Genomic DNA, 22,443 nt, shown 5'->3' on the forward strand with positions numbered 1-22,443 from the left:
TGGATGGCACTTGGGGCGGACACTGCGTAATTAGGATGCCATCCACAACAGCTCGCAGCGCAGCATTTGAATACAGTGAAGCGGCAATCCTCAACCGTTTGCGGTCTATTCGGCCTTCCCGGCCGTTCAATCGGGGACTTGCCTCGCGGCCTGATTCTGTCGCAGGCTCTCTTCCATCACTGGCCTTTCCGAATCTGTTGAATCAACAACCCACGGCATCTATGTATCTGAACCCCGCAAAAGTACTGGCACTTCTTGCCTCCACATCGCTGCTGGCGCCCATCGGCGTCCGCGCCGCTGACGTCATCAAGGCGAACAATTCCGACGACCTCAATCTGCCTTCCTCCTGGGTGGGTGGGGTACCGCCCCAAAGCACGCAGGTCGCCGTTTGGAACAGCGTCGTCACGACCGTTACGTTCCCTTCTCTTGGTGCGGACGCTTCGTGGGCGGGCATTCGTATTGAGAATCCGGGCGACGCGGCGACAATCAACGCTGGAAACACACTGACGCTTGGCGCATCGGGGATTGAGATGGGCACCGCCACCGCTGATCTCACGTTGAACAACGCCTTGGTGCTTGGCGCGCCGCAAATATGGAACGTCGGCCCCGGCCGCACGCTGACCATTGGAGGTGCTGTCTCGGGAGCCAATTCGATCACCAAGAATGGAGCCGGCACGCTTGTCCTTGGCGTGGCGAATTCCTACACGGGCGGAACCGTCTTGAATGCCGGGGTCCTGCAGCTGGATGCCGCGGCGGCAGCAGGAGCGGGCGGCGGCATTACGAACAACGGCGCCACGCTTAGAATTGGTGCCAACGCCATCAACGTTCTGAATCCGCAGCACGTGACCGGCACGGTGGTGGTCGATGTAAACAGCCAGGCCGGCGGCGCGTTGCTGACGGGCGCGTGGTCGGGCGACGGCACTGTGCAGGTCATGAACATGCATGCGGGCGCAACGCTGACCCTGGGCGGCAACGGCAATGCCGGCGGCAGCATGACCGCCTTCACTGGAACGATCTCGATGGGAACCAACGCCGGCACGCTGCGTTTCAACAACGGCGGCGGCAATAACAACACAGGCAACGCCAATGCCACGTTTGACCTCGGCACCGGTGAACTTTCGTTTTTCTCGCGCAATCGAAACGGCAACGTCACGTTTGGCGCATTGATGGGCGGCCCCTCCACAACCATCCGCCAGGGTGCCAGCAGCTCCGGGACGAGCACGTATTCCATTGGAGGCAAGAACATCGCAACCACATTCGAAGGCAGGATCATCGACAGCGGAACGACGGGGTCAGGATTGGTCGCCATTAATAAAGTCGGGACGAACAAGCTGACGCTGACGGGCGAAAACACGAACGCTGGGCCCACGACAGTCACCAGCGGCACGTTGCAGATTGGCAATGGCGGCACCACTGGAACACTTGGAACAGGCGCGATCACGATCAACAACGGAGCTTCCCTTGTTTTCGATCGGTCCGATAACCTGCTGATCGCCAACGGCATCGCGGGAGGCGGCACCTTGATCAAGACCAATTCGAACACGCTTTCCTACCAGGGCCTGAACACTTCCGCTGGCATTACGTTCCTTGTGGGTTCGGGAACGCTTTCGATGGAAGAAGGCGCGCAGGTGATTGGAAAGATCCTGCTCAACGCTGGCACAACGCTGGCGGTAGCGAACGCTCCTTCGTTTGTCATGAATGGCACGCTCGCCGGCAACGGCACGGTGACAGGCGCGCTCAACGCTGGCACGGGCGGAGTCATCAGCCCGGGCGACGCCAACGTGGCCGGTTCGCTGACCTTTGCCAATGGGCTGACCTTGCAGGAAGGCATCACTTACGCCGCTGACCTGTCGAGCACCCCTGCCGTGGCTTCTTCCAGCGACCGCATCAACGTCACCGGCGACCTCAACATTACCGGCAATGTGACGATTTCGATCAACGCCCTGACAACCCTCGCCGATGGGCCGTATACGTTGATTACTTACAGTGGCGCGTTGAACGGCAGCCTTGCAAACCTGAACGTTTCGGGTGCGCTGGGCACACTCTCAAACCCCGCTGGCGCAATCGTGTTCACGCGCACGCCCACGCGTCCGCCGACAGACGTCACCTGGGTGGGCGATGGCGGAGCGAATCAGTGGGACAACCTGATCAGCAGCAACTGGATCAGCGGAGTAAACTCGATGGCCTTTGTGCCTGGCGACCGCGCCTTGTTCAACAACGTTGGCGCGCTCAACCCCACCGTAAATATTTCCCAGGATGTCGCGCCTCAATCGGTCGTGGTGAATTCGACAACGGATTATACTTTTACGGGCACGGGTCGCATTGTGGGTGACGCAACGCTTACCAAGTCCAATTCAGCAACGCTGACGATCGTCACACCCAACAATGCTTACACTGGCCCAACGCTCGTGTCCGGTGGAACGCTTGCGATCACGACCGTCGCGATCGCAGGGTCGGACAGCTCAATCGGGCGTGCAGGAAGCTCACCCACGAACCTCGTTCTGATCAATTCAACGCTGCGGTACGACGGCAGCAGTGCGAGCACGGATCGCGGCGCCACCCTGGATGGAACGAACGTGACCATCCACGTGTTGAACGAATCGGATAACCTGACGATCGGCGGGACTGTCCCGGGAACGGCCCAGCTCACCAAGACTGGACCGGGAACGCTCACATTGGGAGCAGCGAACAGCTACGCGGGAGGCACTGTAATCAGCAATGGCGTTCTGGCGCTCGGCAGCAATGATGCGAACAGCTCCGGGAGCCTGAGCGGACTCGGGCCGACAAATGCCCCTGTGACCTTCTACGGCGGCACGCTGGAACTCTTTGGCTACAACGGGAGCGTCGGCAACAACTACAATACCGTCCGCAATCCGCTGATCGTTCCCGCAGGGCAGACAGGGACGCTCCGGATGTTCGCGCGCGGCCCCTCCAACAGCGGAGGCAACTCCGGCCTGCAAAGCACATTGACGGGAAGTGGCACGCTGAACCTCGTGGTCAATTATGTGCGCGACAATCTCAGCGGCGATTGGTCCGCGTTCAGCGGCGTCATCAACGTGACGTCGAAAGCCGGAACGGGCGATGAAATGCGAATCAACAACAACTTCGGCCTGCCGAACGCCTCGGTCATCCTCAACGATGGCGTCACGCTGAATCGCGCAGACACCGCCAACACGATCAATGATATCGGCGAACTCTCCGGCACTGCCCTGGCCCGGCTCGCCCTTGGAAATGCCGGCGGCGCGAACACGACATGGCGCATCGGCGGCAAAAACACGACGGCCACATTCGCCGGGACGATCGAAGAAACCACGTCCATCATCAAGGTGGGAACTGGAACATGGATCCTGACCGGACAGAACAGCCATACGGGTTCCACCACTGTCAGCAATGGTGTTCTCCAGCTCGGTGACGGCGTCACGGATGGCGCGATCAGCGCAAGCTCGCTCATTACGATTGTCGCTGGAGCCACGCTGGATGTATCCAAGCTTTCGAGCCCGATCTTGAATCTCAATTTCGGCCAGACCCTTGCGGGGAACGGAACCTTGCTCGGCGGGCTGGATACGCAGGCGGGCGGCACGGTGAGCCCTGGCCTTCCCACGGGCAACCTGACGGTGAACAACAACGTCATCCTGGGCGGCACTGCGATCTTGGGCGTCAGCCGGGGCAGCACCCCCAGCAGCGGACGGCTTGTGGCCCCTTCAATTCAATTGGGTGGTACGCTGGTCGTCACGAACGTGGGTGGAGCGTTGCAGGCTGGCGATACCTTTGATCTGTTCGATGGCACGCTCTCAGGTTCATTCAGCAGCTTTGTTCTGCCGAACTACTACACCTGGAACACTGACAATGTCGCGGTGAACGGCACCATCAGCGTGGTTTCCGTTCTGCCACGGCCGTCCGTTACGGCAGTCGACTACAGCCAGCTGGCCAATGGGTTCATTGGGTTCAGCGGCAGCAACGGTGCTCCCAACGGCAGCTACATCGTACGCCGCACCACGGATCTCGGAATCCCGATCAGCGCATGGACGGCGGTTGAAACGAACTTCTTCGACGGTGCCGGCATGATCAATCCGCCGCTCAATATTCCAGTGACGCCTGGAGCCCAGCAGGAGTTCTTCCTCATCCAGGGCTTGTAAGAGCAATGGAATGAATTCAACGGCGTGTGAGGCAATCCCCACACGCCGTTTTTTTTGCGACGATTAACAAGACACTCCGAAGGAAACCGCGCGTATGATGCAGAACAGTTCAGCCAGCCGCCGGATCAGCAACACCCTGGCCGTGATCGCGACACTCCTGGCGTGCGGCTCTGCGCCGGCGCAGCTTCCGGCGTTTCCTGGAGCCGAGGGTTTTGGCGGCTTTTCAAAAGGCGGCCGTGGTGGCGAGGTTTATTACGTCACGCACCTGAATGATTCCGGTCCGGGATCTTTCCGCGACGGCGTCAGCAAGCCCGATCGAACGATCGTCTTTGACGCCGGAGGTGTGATCACGATTTCGAGCCGGATCATCGTGGCGCCGCGTATCACGATCGCCGGACAGACGGCTCCCGGCGGGGTCACGGTCTACGGGAATGGCGTGTCGTTCACGGACTCCGACGAAACAATCGTGCGGCACATTCGTTTTCGCATGGGTGTGAAGGGAGACTCGGGCAAGGACTGCGTTACGCTCGCCCGCGGCCGGAATATGATCTTCGACCACGTTTCAATTGCCTGGGGTCGTGATGAAAATTTTTCGATCAACGGAGTCGCTACAAACATCACCATCCAGGACAGCATTGTTGCGCAGGGCCTGCAGCACCACTCGGCTGGCGGGCTCATCCAGACGAGCGGCGGCGTCAGCATTCTCCGAACGCTTTACGCAGATAACCACACGCGCAATCCGAAGGTGAAGGGTGTGAACCAGTACGTGAACAACGTGGTGTACAACTGGGGCCGCGGCGGATGTTACATCCTTGGCGATTCCGACGGCCCATCATTTGCCAACGTGATGCACAACTATTTCATTGCAGGCCCCAACACAGGCGCGGCTCCGTTTACGCGCGGCAATGAGAACTTCCGAATTTTCGCCGAAGGAAATTTCTTTGATGGCAATCGCGATGGCTCGTTGAACGGCCAGGTGATTCCGCGGGCGGATTATGGTGTGGTCAGCTGGCGCGAGCAGCCGTTCGATTACCCCCAAATGCGCGTGCTGAATGCCCAGCAGGCGCTCCGAACGGTTCTGGGGCGCGCAGGTGCGTGGCCGCGCGACGCAGTGGACGCGGCACTGATCCAGGAGGTCCGCTCGTTCGGAACCGCGGGTCAGATCATCACAAACGAAATGGCTTACGCTCCCGTAATGCCAGCGCGCGTCACCAGCGAAACAGTGGTGGATACCGACAGGGATGGCATGCCCGATGATTGGGAGAAGCGCGCTGGCTTGAATCCGAATGACGCCGCTGATCGCAACCAACGGGCGTCGAGCGGCTACACGCGGCTTGAGGAATACCTGAATGGGAAAGCTGACGCGCTGCTGGCAGATGCTTCGGGATCAGATGACACTGCAGCTGCGGTTCGTTCCCCGGCGGGTGCGGCTGCGGTGCAGAATTGACGGGGTGATGTGCCGAAAAGAGGTGGGAGTTTCAACGCACAATCCTGCTATAACTGCTTCCTGGCGTTCGGGCGAAGCCCGTTGTGCCCCAATTTGAAATGAGTTCTACCGATCCAGTCATTGCCCTCGGACTACGCCTGTTCCATGCGCTCGTTCTCGGGGTGTTCGTTCTTCAAAATCCTTTCAGTGCGTGCGCCGCGCCGTTGCCCGCGTTTCCAGGCGCCGAAGGCTTCGGCCGCTTTGCCACGGGCGGCCGCGGCGGAACCGTTTATCGTGTCACAAATACGAATGACTCGGGACCCGGGTCGTTTCGGGATGCGGTCAGTGTTTCCGGGCGCACCGTAATCTTCGACGTCGGCGGCGTGATTGATTACAAGGCGCCGCGCTACGCCCCCAAACCAAACATCACCATCGCGGGCCAGACCGCGCCCGGCGACGGAGTGACGCTTTACGGCAACGGCCTTTCCTTCTCGGGAGCGAACAACAATATCGTGCGATTCCTTCGCGTGCGGCAGGGAGTCAAGGGCGACAGCGGCACCGATGCGCTCGGCATTGCCAATGGTCACACGATGATCTTCGATCATCTCGCGGTGTCGTGGGGCCGCGATGAGACATTCTCCATCAGCGGCAATATCACAAATATCACGATCCAATCGACCATCATCGCGCAGGGTTTGCAGTCGCATTCCGCCGGCGGGCTGATCCAGACACCCGGGGGCGTAAGCATTTTGCGGAGCCTCTATGTGGACAACGACACGCGGAATCCAAAGGTGAAATTCAAGAACGAGTTCGTGAACAACGTCATCTGCAATTGGGAAACCATTGGCTACAACATGGGCGGCGATTCAGCGGGCGACTCGTTCGTGAACATGTTCAACAATTATTTCATTCGCGGTCCGGCCAGCAGTTCCACGGCGATCGGCGGAGGCAATCTGAACTTTCACATCTACGCTTCAAACAACTGGTACGACGGAAATCGGAATGGCATCCTCGATGGCACCGAGTTGCCGATCCCGAACTACGGTTCCATGGACCTTCAGTCCGTGCCGTTTCCGTATCCCGTAACGACAGCGTATTCGCCGCTCACCGCATTGAAGCTCGCCATCAGCGATGTTGGCCCATCATTTCGCCGCGACAGCGTCGATGAACGATTGATCACAGAACTGATTTCGTGGGGAACGCTGGGGGGTACGATTACATCCGAGTTGCTGCCGCCGATGAACGGCCCTGGAATTGTTCGCAATGGAACGCCTTATCCGGATTCCGACAACGATGGCATGCCTGACTTTTGGGAATCGGGGACCGGATCGAACCCAAACGTCGCGGACAACAACAGTGCCAGCCCGAGTGGAAGCGGATATACGCGGCTTGAGGATTACCTGAACTGGCTGGCGGAGCCGCATGGTATCGCGTTGATGAACACGAATGTTGTCATCGACCTGCGCCAGTTTACGCGCGGCTGGGTGGTGCTGAATCGAAACCCGGTTTGGAGCGCCGGCAACGCTGTGAATGGCAGCGTCGCCTTGATCAACGGCTGCTTCGCTCAATTCACTCCCGACCCAGGATGGCATGGCTCGGCAGGTTTTCAGTTCACGGTGAACGATGACGATGGTGAGCCGCTGACGCGAACGATGAACCTGCTTTTCACGCCTGCTGCTCAGCCGTTTCAATCCGTATGGCGGGGCGATGATATTGCGAACAAATGGAATCGGCTCGGGGATTTCAATTGGCACGACGGCATTTCGCTCATGTATCCGTTTCATGACGGCGATTCCGTGCTCTTCGATGACAACGGTTCGGTCAATCCCGCGGTGAGCATCGAGGGCGTGCTCCAGCCTGGATTCGTCACAGTTGACGCCGCGCGCCATTATGCGTTCGCAGGCAACGGGTCGTTGGGTGGAACAATGGCTCTTACGAAGAACAACTCCGGGACGCTTACCATTCAGAACGTGAACACCTATTCGGGCGCAACGACGGTGAGCAATGGAACGCTGCTCGTTCACGGCGCGTTGACTGCGAGTCCGGTCATGGTTCGCAGCCGCGGCACCATTGGCGGCAGCGGATCCCTTGGAAACGGGCTCACGGTTTTCAATGGCGGAAGCATTGTCCCTGGGAATGGCAATGGTGCGGCCGGAACTCTCACGATCACGAATGGACTCACGATGGCGGGCGGCGTAACGAATCGATTCGACCTCTCCGATGACGCTGCGGGCACCACGAAAACGAACGATGTTGTCGATGTAATCGGCGATCTGACCCTGTCAGGAGTGAACGCGATTCGCGTGAGCCTCCTGGACGGCGTGCCTGGAAATGGCGTTTACACGTTGATTCGTTACAGCGGCAACTTGAATGGCAGCCTTGCAAACCTTGTGATCTCAGGCGTGAGCGGGACGCTGACGAATCCGCCGGGATCGATCGCAATGGTTGTCGACGCGCAACGTCCGCCAGCGTTCCTCCTGTGGGCCGGAGACAACGTGAGCAACATCTGGGACGAGGGCACGAACGTCGTGTGGCTGAACGAAGGCGCGCCGGATCGTTTCTCGTTTCTCGACGAGGTTCTTTTCGACAACACAGGTTCCACCGCGCCATCGGTGAATCTCCACGGCGTGCTGGCGCCTGCCTCCGTGACCGTGGCAGCCGATGTTCATTACACATTCAGCGGCAGCGGGCGCATCAGCGGGACAACAGTCCTCGTCAAAACGAATTCCGGCACGCTGACGCTGAACACCACCAACGATTTCACAGGGCCGATGATCATCGGCGGCGGCGTGGTGTCCGTTGGACAACTTGCCAATGGGGGAGTGCCGAGCTCGATTGGCGCGGGCGGGGCGGATTTTGCAAACCTCCAATTGTTCAACAGCACCCTGCGGTACTCAGGCGCGACCGCATCGTTAAATCGCGGCGCCACGCTGTTCGGATCAGGAACGATCGAAGTCGTGAACGGTGGAGCAACCGTGACGTGGAACGGGACCAACACCGGTTCGGGGTCATTGATCAAGAGCGGGCCCGGAACACTGGCGCTTTCGGCTGGGAATTCCTACAGCGGCGGAACCGTGCTGAAGGCGGGGATGCTGGCGCTGAGCGGCCCGGCGGGCGGCGGAACCGTGACGGCCAACAACTACGCGATGGGCTCGGGCAGTGTCACTTTCCAGGGTGGAACGCTGAAGCTCTTCGGCCACGGCCTGGGCTTTTCGCCCAGCTACGGCACGTTCAGCCGGCCGATGATTGTCCCCGAGGGTGAAACGGGAACGCTTCTGACGCCGCCGCGTTACACCATGAGCGCTCCCCTCAGCGGTTCGGGCACCTTGAACCTCGAGGTGAATTATGTGCGCGGCACATTGAACGGAAACTGGTCAGCGTTCACGGGCTTGATCAACGTCACAGCCCTGGTTGCGGATTCAGAATTCCGCATAGCAAACTCGTCAGGGTACGCAGGAGCAACGCTCTTCCTGAACAACAATGTCGTGATCACGCGCAGCGGCAGCGCGATCACCGTGGAAATCGGCGCGCTGGGTGGCACGGGCGGTTCGCGAATTGGTCCCGGGAATTCAACATCGAGCGGCAGCAGCTATCGCGTCGGTTGGAACAACGAGGACGCAACGTTCGCAGGCCGCATTCTCGCTGATGGCGCGAACACGGTCACCAAGGTCGGGACCGGCAACTGGCGATTGTCTGGCGCGAACACGTATTCCGGCGGAACGATCGTCAGCAATGGAACGCTCACCGTGAACAACACATCCGGCAGCGCCACTGGAACCGGGGCGGTGACCGTCCACGCGGGTGCCACGCTCGCAGGCGCCGGCTCCATCAGTGGATCCACGACAGTCGCTGCTGGCGCGGTGCTGTCGCCCGGGGACCCCGTCGGAACACTCAAGTTTACGGGATCACTCTCGCTCAACAACGGTTCGTTGCTCGAACTCGATCTCGGCACCGCCGGTGATCTTGTGACGGTCGGCGGCGCATTGAACGCCAACGGCGTAATTCACGTGCGTGCAACGAATGGATTTGGCCCCGGCACCTACACTTTGTTTACGTCCCCCGCTATTATGCCCGGGAACCTTTCGGTCGGATCGATGCCGGCCGGCTACTCGGGCGTGGTGAACACCCAGACACCAGGACAGATCCGCCTGGTTGTAACGGAATCGGTTCCGCCTGTGATGGGAAATGTTTCATTCGCGAACGGCCAGTTGATCGTGACAGGAAGCGGATCCATGGGCGTGAAGTATCGCGTGTTGACATCAACGAATCTAACCGTGGCGCCGTCGCTCTGGACGCCGATCTTCACCAACTTTGTTGATGCCAGCGGGAGCTTCCAATTCACAAACAGCGTGTCCGCTCCCGGCGGCGCGTATTTCCGTCTTGAACTGCTGCCGTGAATCCATAGATAGCCGCGGCGCCAAGGGACTTTTTCCATGAAATGTCATTTTCGTTTCTCTAGCGCCGCAAACAGACATCAGTTAGCCGCGAACGCGATTATTCTGGCCGCAGGGTTTTTCTGCACTGCGCTGCATGGCCAGACTCCTGCCTTCCCGGGCGCGGTCGGTCACGGAGCGTTTGCCAGCGGCGGCCGCAACGGTTCCATTTATCGTGTCACCACGCTCGCCAACAGCGGCGCCGGGTCATTCCGCGACGGTGTAAGCCAGCCCAATCGGATCATTGTTTTTGATGTGGGCGGCTATATGACGCTGTCGTCGGAAGTCCCGATGTCGCGCAACCTGACGATCGCTGGCGAAACAGCGCCAGGCGGCGGCATCGCCATTCGCGGCGCGGAAGTTTCCACTGGGTCCTCGACCAACATTATCATTCGCCACGTCAGATTTCGGCCCGGCAACATCGCGGACTCCGGTGCGCACTGCATCAACATCCGCGGAACCAATATCATTCTCGACCAGGTGTCGCTCGAGTTCGGCCCGTGGAACAACGTCGGAGGAGTCAATGCGGACAATCTGACGATCATGCGCTCGCTGATTGCCGATCCCATCGGACAGCAATTCGGCGCACACATGGAACGGATCGGCGGCAAGATTACGTGGTATCAGAACATCTTTGCGAATGGCCATGGACGGCAACCCATGGCGAAGATCAACACGGTCTTCATCAACAACGTCGTCTACAATTACCAGGCGGCCTACGACACGGGCGACACTAGCGGCATCTTTTCCCACGACGTGATTGGCAACTACTTCATCACGGGTCCGGCCACGACGAGTGCGGGCAACAGCTGGTACCAGATGAATGCCAACCAGAGTTTCTACACAGCTGGAAACCTGCGGGACAGCAATGACGACGGCGTCCTTAACGGTTCGGCAACCGCGCCATCGGGCGTCGTCGTCCTCGCCTCTCCGTGGTCGCCGATGACACCTCTCATTCCGGCTGCAAGCGCGCCCGCAGCTTTCCGCCAGACCCTCTCTCTGGCTGGCGCATGGCCGCGCGATCAGGTCGATCAGATCATCCTGCGCGAGGTGCGGTCGATCGGAATCCTCGGGCCGTATCCCTTGCCCAACAGTCAGAACATCACAGGCCTGGGCAACAACGGCTTTGGCACGATCAACGGCGGCCCGCTCCCGCTCGACACCGACTCCGACGGCATGCCCGATTTTTGGGAATCCGCGGTGGGTTCGAACGCAAACGGGAACGATGCGCTAAACATCGATGCGAGTGGCTACGCCGCAATTGAACATTACCTTCATTGGCTTGCCGAACCGCACGCGCTCACGAGAACCAACACGTTTGTTGACATCGATCTCTCCACGTACACCGCCGGTTTCACGAATGCATTTCCAATCTTTCACCTTGCGAACTCGAGCAACGGCGTCGTGTCGCTCGTGAACGGCCGGACGGCGCGATTCACTCCCGCGGCGGGGATGTCCGGCTTTGGCGGATTCCAGTTCGCTGTAACCTCTGCCGACGGATTGAATCTGACGAATCGGGTCAGCATCATTGTTTCGGATTTGCCCACGCCTGCTGATCTCGTCTGGCGCGGCGATGGTGTGGCGAACGTTTGGGATGTGGGAACAACGCTGAACTTTGCTGAGGGCGGCGCGCCCGTGGTTTTCAATTCGGGCGACAACGTCATCCTGGACGATAGCGGTTCGAATTCACCCGCGATTCAACTGGCCGCCCCCATCAATGCGGGGATGGTGTCCGTGGTGTCAGAGCAGGATTATACATTTCATGGATTTGGATTTGCGGGAGGAACGCGGCTGTTCAAGACGGGCTCGGGCCGGCTCACGTTGAACAACACCAACACATTCAGCGCGGGCGGGTTTATCAACGAAGGTGTTTTGCAACTCGGCGATGGCATCGCGATGAATGGCAGCATCAGCGGCAACGTGACGAACAACAGCACGATTCTCTTCGCCAATCCCGGCTCAGTGAACAGCGCGGCAAACTTCGGCGGTTCTGGGACGTTTATCAAAACAGGAGCGGGCGCGCTGACCTTGAGCGGAAGCCAGAGCTACACCAACCTGACGATTGTCGAATCGGGCACGCTGGAATTCAACGGCGGTGTTCCCGCGGGAGACATCACGAATAACGCAGTTGTGGCGCTTCGACCGGCTGGAGCAATGACCTATTCCGGATCGATCGGTGGACCCGGCCGCTTGCTGACGGGCAGCTCTGGAATCACGCTGACCCTCAGCGGAAACAACACATTCACGGGTGGAATCAACATCACTTCCGGCAACCTGCGATTTGCAAGCAGCAGCGCCGCGGGATTCGGGCCCGTGACCAACAGCAGCTCAGGACTCGTATACATCGGGCCGGATGTCGTGATCACAAACGACTTTATCCTGACCAGCGCCACCACAGATTTAGGGATGCGGGCGGAAAGTGGCGTGGGTGTGTGGGCAGGGAACATCACCGTCCTGGGGGGCGGCTCCTGGCGCCCTGGCAGCGATGGCGGAACGTTCGTTTTCACGGGTGCCGCGCATCAGGGATCGCGCAACTTCATCGTTCCGCGCGGGGCGGTTCACTTCGCGTCGAACGCTGTCGTCAGCGCGACGGGCGCAGCCACGGCGCTCGGGCGGGACAGCACCGATGGCAATCGCAGCGCCAACATCACGATTCGCGACAACGCGGTGCTTGAGTTGGGTGTCTGCTCAATGGGCGGCGGGCGGCAGGGCGGTTCGGTGACGCTCACGCTTCAGAACAATGCTGCGCTTTCCACGGGTGCAAACAGTTTCGACCTGCATAATGTGAATCGCGCGAACGCCGCAACTACTTTGCGGCTGAACGGCGGAGCGCTGACGGTAGGCAGCTTTACCAAGACCCGCACCCACACCAACACCATTCAATTCAACGGTGGCTGGTTGCAGGCGGGGGGGCCGCACGGTGATTTCCTGCCTGCATTCGCGAACCAGCGCGCGCTCGTGCAAACGGGCGGTGCGCGCATTGACGATAACGGCTTCGACATCGGAATCTCGCAGGCGCTGACCCGCGATCCCGCGTTGGGCGCGGCGCCGGATGGCGGGCTGACCAAGATCGGCTCAGGTGCGGTAACTCTCAGTGGTGTTAACTCTTTCAACGGGCCGGTCCATATTCTTGAAGGCAGGTTGAAGGCCGCGGCTTCGAGCGCTCTTGCAGACGCCGGCGTCTTGCATGTAGCGGCTGGCGCGGTGCTGGATGTCGCGATGGGCGGCACATTCGTTTTGGATGCCGGGCGTTCCATCGAAGGCGACGGCGTGGTGAACGGCGCGTTTGAACTGGGCAATGGCGCGTTTGCGAAGCCTGGCAGCAACGGCGTTGGAACACTGACATTCGATCATTCGCTCACCCTTGACGCCGGCAGCACGATCTTGATGGACGTGCGCTCTGCTGACGGTGCGCGCGATTTGATCTTCGTCGATGCCACATTGATCTTCGGAGGGACGCTGGTCGTAACGAACATTGACCCGGCCCTCTTCGCCGCTGGTCAGCAATTCCAATTGTTCGAGGCTGGCGCCATGGTTGGCGTGTTCGACTCCATACAACTTCCCGCACTTGGAGCCGGCCTGGCGTGGAACACCAACGCACTGCACACCTCTGGAATCATCAGCGTGGCGGCGGCCACCGCAGTGACATTCAACAGCATTGGACGGACGAACGGAAACATCGTGCTGACTGCGGCGGGCGGCGCACCGGGGGGAACTTATTATCTGCTGACGGCGACCAATCTCGCATTGCCGCTAAGTGACTGGATTCCGCTGGAAACAAATCTTTTTGATGGAAGCGGCGGATTTCGCCGGGAAGTTCCCGTCGACTCCCTGGAGTCGCTCCGCGTGTTCCGCATTCGCGCCCACTAACGCCTTCCTGGGCGCAGCACCTTCGTAAGCTCCTGCCCATGGAAGGTTTTTCTCGCAGGGAAATCGAAACCTGTCTACAAATCAAATCGACGGAGGCGGGAAACAACCGCCCGAGGCCAAAATTCCATGAACGGGTACGCATTCTTCGCTACGGTCAGGGTTCTGATTTTCATCATGGCATTCGTCGGCGTGGGCTTGCTCATGTGCGTCATAACGATTTGGGCCGAAGTATCGCGTGAGCTGTCGTATCGACGCGAATTCGGAAGCGATTGGCAGGCTCGCTACGAAGATGTCTGGGGATTGGTCTCCCGCGCGCACACACGGATCGGCTTTGCAGCCTTTGGCGCCATCGCGATCGTATGCATTCTCATCTGGTTGTATCGCCATTTGAAAGGTGCGAGTTCCTCTGGTGGGAAAAAGGCGTCGCGCGGCCGCCATTCCGAAATCGATCATTTCACACGCTGCCGTCGAAACGCAGTCATCGGCGTTTACTTCGGGTTGTTTGGCGTGGCTGCCGGAGTTGTGTTGCAACTTGTCTGGCTCGGATTGTTCGAGCGGTCCGACGATCAACAGGCGCTTGGCATTTTTGTCTTTCTCGCGGGTTACGTTTCCGTGATTTGCGGGTGCTGGTGGTGGCTGAAAGCGAAAGCCTGGAGCGAGGGGCTAATCTTTATAGCGGTGATGCCATTGGCGATCCTGTTTGTGCCGTTTGTGCGGCTGATCTTCCTGGCCGCTCCCATGCTGATTGTTTTTGGAATGATCATGATGCCGCTCATCCTGATCGTGGTTATCCTGACTCTGCCCGACAAATCCGGCTCGCGCCGCCGCCGGCATCGATCCTATCCGCGCGAAATCCGCGAGCGGGAAGGGCGGGGTGCTCAGAAACAACTAGAGATTCTGACGCTGCAGCAAAGTGACTCCCCAAACCGCGCCGAGCGCAATCAATTGTGAAAGTGAAATCATCATGAAAGCGACAACCGTATGCTTCAGCCTGCTGTTTTTGGCTGGGCTTTTGTGGGCTTGTTGGTCGAGCGGTTACCAACGGGGATACTCGCGAGGTGCAAGCGACGAGTTCGCGTGCTGGAAGCGGGTCCCTGTTCGAATGGATCGCGATTGGGACGGCTCTATTGTCGGCCGCAGGGATGCCAGGCTGCTGCCGGGCGGCAGGAAGCTTTCACCGGTGCTGGTTCGAATTCCTAATCGAAGCGTCAACAATATCCCGTCCAGAATGCTGCCCTGACGCCTGCGATATCCAGGTGGGACACAGGCAGGGGATGAAGGTTGCTGTGGACGCGTTCGGTGTTTTAAAAGGAGGCCATGAACTCATCGCATCAGGAGTTGCTGCGCGCGATTGACCTCGCTCTCGCAGGGAAATGGGAAGACGCGCACACCATTGTGCAAGGTCTCGAGGATGACGCAACGGCCGCCTGGATTCATGCCGTGCTGCACAAGATAGAAGGGGATACTGCAAATGCGCGTTATTGGTATCGCCGCGCGAATCGCATGGAACACGTCGATGCCGAGCATCGTTCGGAACTGATGTCCATCCAGGCGCAACTGCGGTAGAAGAGATCGCCGGCTTGCGCTCGAAGCGCAGGCTTCAGCCTGCTTCAGCGGGAAACATGCGGGACGTGTGGTACTTGCCCACGCCGATCTCAGTGCCCAGCGTTGAAGCGGCGTGAACGCCGCGTTTCGGAGCGCGGGCCGCTCAAGCCTGGTACTCGTCCATACCCACGCACGAACAGATCGGGTTCCGATCGCCGAACACATTGTCCACTCGGCCCACGTGCGGCCAGAATTTGTAGTCCCGAAGACTCTTCACCGGAAACGCAGCCTGCTCGCGAGTGTAGGGCCGATTCCAATTGTCGCTCGCAATGATATCCGCCGTGTGCGGCGCACCTTTCAGCACATTGTTCCTGGCGTCCACGCTGCCGCTTTCCACGGCTTTCATTTCTTCGTGAATCGAAATCATCGCGTCGCAAAACCGGTCCAGCTCGAACTTCGATTCGCTCTCCGTTGGTTCCACCATCAGCGTTCCCGCCACGGGCCAGGAAAGCGTTGGTGCGTGAAAACCGTAGTCCATGAGGCGCTTGGCCACGTCCTCGGCAGTGACTCCCTTGAACGCGCGCAGGTCGAGGATGCACTCGTGCGCAACCAGGCCATTGCTCCGATAGAGCGTGGGGAAATTATTCTCCAGCCGCCGGGCAATGTAGTTGGCATTGAGGATCGCAAACTTCGTGGCATCCGTGAGTCCAGTTCCGCCCATCATTGCGATATACATCCACGAAATCGGCAGGATGCTGGCGCTTCCCCAGGGCGCAGCGCTGACGGCGCCAATCGCGACCTGATGATTGTCGTCTGCCGAATGGGGAGAGATCACCGAATGGCCCGGCAGGAATGGAACGAGATGTCTTGCCACACCGATCGGGCCCACACCTGGCCCGCCACCGCCGTGCGGAATGCAGAACGTCTTGTGCAGGTTGAGATGGCAGACGTCCGCGCCGATGAATCCCGGGCTTGTGAGGCCCAACTGCGCGTTCATGTTCGCGCCATCCATGTAAACCTGCCCACCCGCCGCGTGCACGATTTCACAAATCTCCCGAATGCTTCCCTCGAAAACGCCGTGGGTGCTCGGATACGTAATCATCAGGCAGGAAAGGGCGTTCCGATGCATTTCGGCTTTGCCGCGCAGATCGGAGACATCGATGTTTCCATCCTTGTCGCAAGCGACTGCCACAATTTTCATCCCGGCCATGGCGGCGCTGGCAGGGTTTGTTCCGTGGGCGGAGGTGGGAATGAGGCAGATGGTCCGATGCGTTTCGCCACGCGACTCGTGGTAAGCCCGAATCACGAGCAAGCCAGCGTATTCGCCCTGGGACCCCGCATTCGGCTGGAGAGAAATTCCGGCAAAGCCTGTGCATTCGGCGAGCCAGCTCTCGAGCTGCTTGAACAGCTCCTGGTAACCGCGTGTTTGTTCCAGGGGCGCGAACGGATGAATCCTTGAAAACTCAGGCCATGAAACGGGAAACATTTCGGCTGTGGCGTTCAGCTTCATCGTGCACGAACCCAGCGGGATCATGGATGCGGTCAGGGAGAGATCGCGCGATTCCAGCCGCTTGATGTAACGCAGCATTTCGGTTTCCGAGTGGTATCGGTTGAAAACCGGATGCTGGAGGAACGTGGATTTTCGGTTGTGAATTTCGGGTTGCGAACCTGGCGCGAGATCCCGCAGGTCGAGGCGGAATGTCTTGTCGTGATTGAATACCTGCAGCAGTTCCGCGATATCCTCGACGCGCGTTGTTTCATCCAGCGCAATGCCAATCGCGCCCTCATCGACCAGGCGCAAGTTGATTCGATGTGCCTTCGCGATTTGCAAAATCTCTGCCGCGCGCTCCTTTCCAGCATTGATCGTTACTGTGTCGAATCGCCGCGCCGGCGGGATGGTGAAACCGAGCTGTTGCGAACCGGCCACGAACAAAGCGGTGAGAGCATGGACACGTTTCGCAATTTTCTTCAATCCCTCGGGGCCATGATACACCGCGTACAAGGCTGCCATGTTCGCGAGCAGCGCCTGTGCTGTGCAGATGTTGCTGGTCGCCTTTTCACGTCGAATGTGCTGTTCGCGCGTCTGGAGCGTCAGGCGCAGGGCCGGCCGCCCGCGGGAGTCCTTCGACACACCAACAAGACGCCCCGGCAGCATGCGTTTGAAAGCATCCTTCGTTGAAAGGAACGCTGCGTGGGGCCCGCCATATCCGAGCGGAACGCCGAAACGTTGAGCGTTGCCCACGGCGATGTCCGCCCCGAACTCGCCTGGCGGCGTGATCAATGTCAGCGCCAGGAGATCTGCGGCAACCGTCAGCATTGCGCCCGCTGCGTGTGCCTTCTCCGCGAACGCGCTGAAATCATGGATGACACCGAACGTGTCAGGATATTGCACCAGCGCGCCAAACACCTGGTCATGGAAAACAAATTGGTCATGACTGCCCACGATCACTTCGATGCCTAGCGCTCGCGCGCGTGTTTGAACCACTTCGATGTTTTGCGGATGACACGCGTCCGACACGAAGAATGTATTCCGCCCATCCTTCAGCGCCTGGGAGAGGGTCATCGCTTCAGCGCATGCGGTGGCTTCGTCGAGCAGCGAGGCGTTGGCGATATGCATGCCCGTCAGTTCCGCGACCATGGTTTGGAAGTTCAGCAACGATTCCAGGCGGCCCTGCGAGATTTCTGCCTGGTACGGGGTGTACTGCGTGTACCAGCCCGGATTTTCCAGCACGTTGCGCTGTATGACGGGCGGCGTGATACAATCATGGAAGCCCATCCCGATGAAGGAACGAAATACCTGGTTCTGCGCGGCAATGCTTTTCAGATCGGCGAGCGCGGCATGCTCGGTTCGCGGGCGCGGCAGATTCAACCGCTGTGTGAGACGGATCTGCCTGGGCACAGCGGCGTCGACAAGTTGATCAAGATCGTTGTAGCCCAACAGGTTGAGCATTTCGCGGGTGTCCTCCGCAGAGGGGCCGATATGGCGTCGAACAAAACTGTCCGGATGCGCCAGGGAATCGGAAAAAGCCGAACTTTCTGAATCTGACATCCGGGGAAGTTAAAAGCGATGTTCGTCAAATCAAGTGCATATGCGCACAGCCGCGGGCAGAGCCTCCGTTTCGATGGAATCTTTGAAACAAATTTCCAGCTTTTCGGTCTTTAGTGATGACAACGGACGAAAACTGTACCCAATCTCTGCAACTCAACTTCTATGAAAAGCACAATCCTCCTCGCATTCGCCGTGATGGCGGGCATTTCGGCCCATGCCGCAGAAAACGCGGACGCGGCAAAAGTCACGGCTGCAATCAGCAAGCTCGAGGCTGCCCCGAATTACAGCTGGACGACGACAACCAAGCTGCCGAATTCGCCATTTGAACCCGGACCTGTCGAGGCCAGGACAGAGAAGGGCGGCTATACACTGATTCGCCAGGACGTCGGCGACAACACCATGGAGGTCGCGTTCAAGGGGACGAACATTGTAATGAAGCAGGACGGTGATTGGCGGCTTCCGGGTGAGCTGGAAGGTTTTCCCGCGATGATGGCAGGCTGGATTGTGCGCAATGGGACGGCGGCTCGTGAAGCCACCAACATGCTGGCAAAGGCCAGGGAATTAAAAGCCGAAGGGGATGTGCTTACATCGGACTACACGAGCGAAGGCGCCACGGCACTGCTTCACTTTGGCCGCGAGACTGGCGCGCCTGCGCCGAAGGACGCCAAGGGATCCATCAAGTTTTGGCTCAAGGACGGAGCGCTGACGAAATTTGAGTCGCACCTGAAGGGCCTCGTTTCGTTTGGCGGCGATGAGCAGGATTTTGAGATGACCCGCACGTTCGACATCAAAGCGGTGGGAACAACCAAAGTCGAAGTTCCCGAGGCAGCCTTGAAGAAACTGGGAGCCAAACCGGCCACCGAACAGAACGCCGAGACGAAGTAGCCTGCTTTTCGCACTCTTCGCAAACGGCGCGGCGGCACATCCTCGCTGCCGCGCCGTGAATCCGTTTACCTCACAACTTCAAAAGCGAAGCCCTTCAGGTATTCCGTTTCGGGAATCATCGGAATGATGGGGTGATCCGGCGATTGCGAATACGTCGCCACGCGCCGCAGGATTTTGTGCGCGTCGTATGCGGCCGACAGGACGGTGTCCTGGAACAGGCTGGCATCCACGTGATGCGAACAACAGAAGGTCGCGAGCGTGCCCCCCGGGCGCAGCAACTTCAGCGCGCGCAAGTGAATCTCCTTGTAACCACGCAAGGCATCGGGCACGGACGCGCGGTTTCGCGTGAATGACGGCGGATCGAGGATGATGAGGTCAAACTTCGGAACGAGCTTCTCGTTCGTCCCGGTCTTGGTCTGCGCCTTCAGCCAGTCGAAGACGTTGGTGACTTCGAGGGAAATCTTGCCTGTTAGGCCATTGATTTCGGCATTGTGGCGGGCGGCGGCGACAGCGTCTTCACTTTGATCCAGAAGATGGACGTGAGCGGCGCCCGCGCTTGCGGCATGCAGACCGAAGCCGCCGACGAAGCTGAAGCAATCCAGGACGTGCCCGCCTTTTGCAAACCGCGCGACGGCTTTATAGCTCGTCTGCTGATCGAGATACATCCCGGTCTTATGCCCGGTGAGAAGATCCGTTTCGAACGACAAACCATTGAGATTCACGCGGACCTTTCCGGATAACTCGCCATCCAGAATTCCGTTCGACTCCGTCAACCCCTCGAACTTCCGTGATGCAACATCGCTCCGTTCGAGAATGGCGCGCGGAGAAAACATGCGCTTCAGCACGTTCACGATCATTTGCTTCCGCTTATCCATGCCGAGCGCGGAGATTTGCAGGACGAGCACATCGTCGTATTTGTCGACAATCAGACCGCTGAGGAAGTCGCTTTCTGCGTTCACAACGCGGAACGACGTGGCCTCGGGCATGTGCCGCGCCCGAACAGCCATGGCATCATCAAACCGTTGTTGAAAGAAGGATTCGTCCACCGTGATGCGATCGGGAGCGAGAATGCGCACGTGAATGCGCGATCGCGAATTGAAGAAACCTGCGCCGAGCAGTCGCTGGCGATGATCCTTCACCTGGACGAGTTCGCCGTCGCCGGCCTGCGCCGTCATGCGCAGGATGGAGGATTGGTAGACCCAGGGATGTCCGGCCACGATGCGATCCGCTTCGCCGGGTTTAAGAATGACCGTTGGCAATGATTCCATAGTTTGTAAACAGGTCCGCGGAACATCCTACAGTTCGCCGCTCGAGGCAAGGCGGACCCGCGAGCGGCGGTCCGCGCGCGCGCAATCGCAACGCTTGCCTCTGTTGGGCGTTTCCGATAAGGAAGAGCCATTCAATTACCCATCCAATCCATATGAAATCCGGACTTTCGAAGTGTTTAGGTGTTTCTGTTGTCCTGGCTGCCACTCTCTGCAACGCCGCCGACGTTCCCGCCGCATCCACAAACTCCAGCGAGAAACTCAGCTACAGCATTGGCATGAGCATTGGATCCAGCATCAAACGCGCTGGTTTTGAAGTGGATCCGGAAATTGTCAGCCGTGCCATCAAAGAGGTTCTCTCTGGTGCCGAATTGAAGATGACCGAGCAGGAGGCGCAACAAACAATCATGGCGCACCAGCAGGAACTTCGCGCGAAGCGTGATCAGGAACGCCAGCAACTGGCGGATAAAAACCGGGCCGCATCGGAGAAGTTCCTCGCCGAGAACAAGCAAAAGGCCGGCATTCGCACCCTCGCCGCAAGCGCCCCGGATGGATCCAGCGGTGAAGCGCAATACCAGGTGGTCGCGGAAGGCGACGGGGAATCGCCCCGGCCCGACGACGTCGTCACTTTCAACTACACGGCAAAAACGATTGATGGCAAGGAAATCGACAGCTCCACGCGGCGCGGGCAGCCGATGCAAACCGTTCTCAAGCACTACCCGCTCGCAGGTGTGCGGGAGGCGCTCCAAAAAATGAAGGCTGGCGGAAAGTGGCAGCTGTTCCTTCCGCCCTCCCTGGCCTTCGGCGACATGGGCGCGCCGAATGTGGAACCCGGGAGTGTCGTTGTGTATGACCTCGAACTCGTCAGCTTCGAAGCGCCTCAGCCGTTGACAAGCGACATCATCAAAGTGCCATCGAAGGAAGAGTTGGATAAAGGCGCGAAGATCGAAGTGATCAAGGCTGAAGACGTGAAGAAGATGCAACAGCAGCAGCAACAACTGCAGCGAAGCAATTCACCGTCTGCGAAGTAGATCCCGGTTACTTGACCGTATTCACCAGGGGCGCAAGCCCCTGAATTCTCACCTCGAGGCGGTCCCCCGATTCGATTGGGCCCACACCTGACGGCGTGCCCGTCAGGATGACGTCCCCTGGCAACAGCGTCATGTTCGTGGAGACGAAGCTCACGATGTCGTAACAATTGAAGATCAATTGGTTGGTGTTCGAATTTTGGCGGAGTTGGCCGTTTTGGAATAATTGAATGGTCAGGTCATGCGGATCGATCTTCGTTTCCACATACGGCCCGAGCGGCGTGAAGGTGTCAAATGACTTGCAGCGCGTCCACTGGCTCTCGGCATTTTGAATGGTGCGATCGCTGATATCCTGGGCGCAGGTGTAACCAAAGATGTAACGCGCGGCGGCGGCAGGTGTTACGTTTCGAACACGGCGTCCTATCACGATGCAGAGTTCGGCCTCGAAATCCGTTCGATGATTCTGAAACGGAACTTCGATCTTGCCCCCGTCAGGAATGAGCGATGTGGTTGCCTTCAGCCAGAAGAGGGGTTCCTTGGGAACGGCTTGCTGAAGCTCGCGGGCGTGATCCGCGTAATTCAGCCCGATCGCGATGACCTTCGATGGCACAACGGGGGTCAAGGTGCGCACGCCTTTCAGCGGAGTGGGCTTGCGATCAAATGAAGGTGAGCCGAATACATCTCCCCGTACCCTGAACAGTTCCCCATCCACAGCCTTCGCGTAGAATATCTCGTCGCCTTTTTGGAATCGACCGATAGCTGCCATAGGGCGGCGCCACTCTACAAACCGCGGCACCGTGCTGCAA

At 59.0% G+C, this 22,443-nt stretch carries 11 protein-coding genes; 8 read left to right on the forward strand and 3 right to left on the reverse strand.

Annotated features, from left to right (window positions below; genetic code table 11):
• The first annotated feature begins 221 nt into the window (after window positions 1-221).
• The 6 genes from VEH04_00105 to VEH04_00130 all read left to right on the forward strand — a co-directional run bounded on the left by VEH04_00105 (window position 222) and on the right by VEH04_00130 (window position 15,431).
• A complete protein-coding gene (locus VEH04_00105) occupies window positions 222-4,136 on the forward strand; it encodes an autotransporter-associated beta strand repeat-containing protein (GenBank protein ID HYG21151.1) in 3,915 nt (1,304 codons plus the stop codon).
• Window positions 4,137-4,230: 94 nt separating this feature from the next.
• Window positions 4,231-5,583 carry a pectate lyase gene (locus VEH04_00110; GenBank protein ID HYG21152.1) on the forward strand — a complete coding sequence of 451 codons (1,353 nt, stop codon included), beginning with the start codon at window positions 4,231-4,233 and terminating at the stop codon, window positions 5,581-5,583.
• Window positions 5,584-5,681: 98 nt separating this feature from the next.
• Window positions 5,682-9,959, forward strand: coding sequence for an autotransporter-associated beta strand repeat-containing protein (locus VEH04_00115; protein ID HYG21153.1), 4,278 nt, complete (start codon window positions 5,682-5,684; stop codon window positions 9,957-9,959).
• Between the two features lie 36 nt (window positions 9,960-9,995).
• Window positions 9,996-13,865 carry an autotransporter-associated beta strand repeat-containing protein gene (locus tag VEH04_00120; GenBank protein HYG21154.1) on the forward strand — a complete coding sequence of 1,290 codons (3,870 nt, stop codon included), beginning with the start codon at window positions 9,996-9,998 and terminating at the stop codon, window positions 13,863-13,865.
• Between the two features lie 126 nt (window positions 13,866-13,991).
• A complete protein-coding gene (locus VEH04_00125; GenBank protein HYG21155.1) occupies window positions 13,992-14,816 on the forward strand; it encodes a hypothetical protein in 825 nt (274 codons plus the stop codon).
• A gap of 366 nt (window positions 14,817-15,182) precedes the next feature.
• Window positions 15,183-15,431, forward strand: coding sequence for a hypothetical protein (locus tag VEH04_00130; protein ID HYG21156.1), 249 nt, complete (start codon window positions 15,183-15,185; stop codon window positions 15,429-15,431).
• A gap of 142 nt (window positions 15,432-15,573) precedes the next feature.
• Here VEH04_00130 and gcvP read toward each other — a convergent pair whose 3' ends face one another.
• Window positions 15,574-18,459: an aminomethyl-transferring glycine dehydrogenase gene (gcvP, locus tag VEH04_00135; GenBank protein ID HYG21157.1), complete on the reverse strand. Its 2,886-nt coding sequence runs from the start codon at window positions 18,457-18,459 to the stop codon at window positions 15,574-15,576.
• 162 nt (window positions 18,460-18,621) lie between these two features.
• Here gcvP and VEH04_00140 point away from each other — a divergent pair, with 162 nt between their 5' ends.
• Window positions 18,622-19,344, forward strand: a complete 723-nt coding sequence (locus VEH04_00140) for a hypothetical protein (protein HYG21158.1) — start codon at window positions 18,622-18,624, stop codon at window positions 19,342-19,344.
• 65 nt (window positions 19,345-19,409) lie between these two features.
• Here the strand turns inward: VEH04_00140 and VEH04_00145 are convergent, their stop codons facing one another.
• Window positions 19,410-20,612 carry a class I SAM-dependent rRNA methyltransferase gene (locus VEH04_00145; GenBank protein HYG21159.1) on the reverse strand — a complete coding sequence of 401 codons (1,203 nt, stop codon included), beginning with the start codon at window positions 20,610-20,612 and terminating at the stop codon, window positions 19,410-19,412.
• A 152-nt stretch (window positions 20,613-20,764) separates the two neighbouring features.
• Here VEH04_00145 and VEH04_00150 point away from each other — a divergent pair, with 152 nt between their 5' ends.
• Entirely contained in the window at window positions 20,765-21,640 is an 876-nt protein-coding gene (locus VEH04_00150; protein ID HYG21160.1) for an FKBP-type peptidyl-prolyl cis-trans isomerase N-terminal domain-containing protein, read from the forward strand.
• A gap of 7 nt (window positions 21,641-21,647) precedes the next feature.
• On the opposite strand, the gene VEH04_00155 is transcribed toward VEH04_00150, so the two are convergent.
• A complete protein-coding gene (locus VEH04_00155; protein HYG21161.1) occupies window positions 21,648-22,403 on the reverse strand; it encodes a fumarylacetoacetate hydrolase family protein in 756 nt (251 codons plus the stop codon).
• Window positions 22,404-22,443: the final 40 nt, after the last annotated feature.

This window comes from Verrucomicrobiia bacterium (assembly GCA_035629175.1).
GTDB lineage: Bacteria > Verrucomicrobiota > Verrucomicrobiia > Limisphaerales > DASXHY01 > DASXHY01.

Bases quoted from the DNA above. Each gene is read 5' to 3' on its own strand.
- VEH04_00105 (HYG21151.1), top strand. From the start codon at position 222: ATGTATCTGAACCCCGCAAAAGTACTGGCACTTCTTGCCTCCACATCG.
- VEH04_00110 (HYG21152.1), top strand. From the start codon at position 4,231: ATGATGCAGAACAGTTCAGCCAGCCGCCGGATCAGCAACACCCTGGCC.
- VEH04_00115 (HYG21153.1), top strand. From the start codon at position 5,682: ATGAGTTCTACCGATCCAGTCATTGCCCTCGGACTACGCCTGTTCCAT.
- VEH04_00120 (HYG21154.1), top strand. From the start codon at position 9,996: ATGAAATGTCATTTTCGTTTCTCTAGCGCCGCAAACAGACATCAGTTA.
- VEH04_00125 (HYG21155.1), top strand. From the start codon at position 13,992: ATGAACGGGTACGCATTCTTCGCTACGGTCAGGGTTCTGATTTTCATC.
- VEH04_00130 (HYG21156.1), top strand. From the start codon at position 15,183: ATGAACTCATCGCATCAGGAGTTGCTGCGCGCGATTGACCTCGCTCTC.
- gcvP (HYG21157.1), bottom strand. From the start codon at position 18,459: ATGTCAGATTCAGAAAGTTCGGCTTTTTCCGATTCCCTGGCGCATCCG.
- VEH04_00140 (HYG21158.1), top strand. From the start codon at position 18,622: ATGAAAAGCACAATCCTCCTCGCATTCGCCGTGATGGCGGGCATTTCG.
- VEH04_00145 (HYG21159.1), bottom strand. From the start codon at position 20,612: ATGGAATCATTGCCAACGGTCATTCTTAAACCCGGCGAAGCGGATCGC.
- VEH04_00150 (HYG21160.1), top strand. From the start codon at position 20,765: ATGAAATCCGGACTTTCGAAGTGTTTAGGTGTTTCTGTTGTCCTGGCT.
- VEH04_00155 (HYG21161.1), bottom strand. From the start codon at position 22,403: ATGGCAGCTATCGGTCGATTCCAAAAAGGCGACGAGATATTCTACGCG.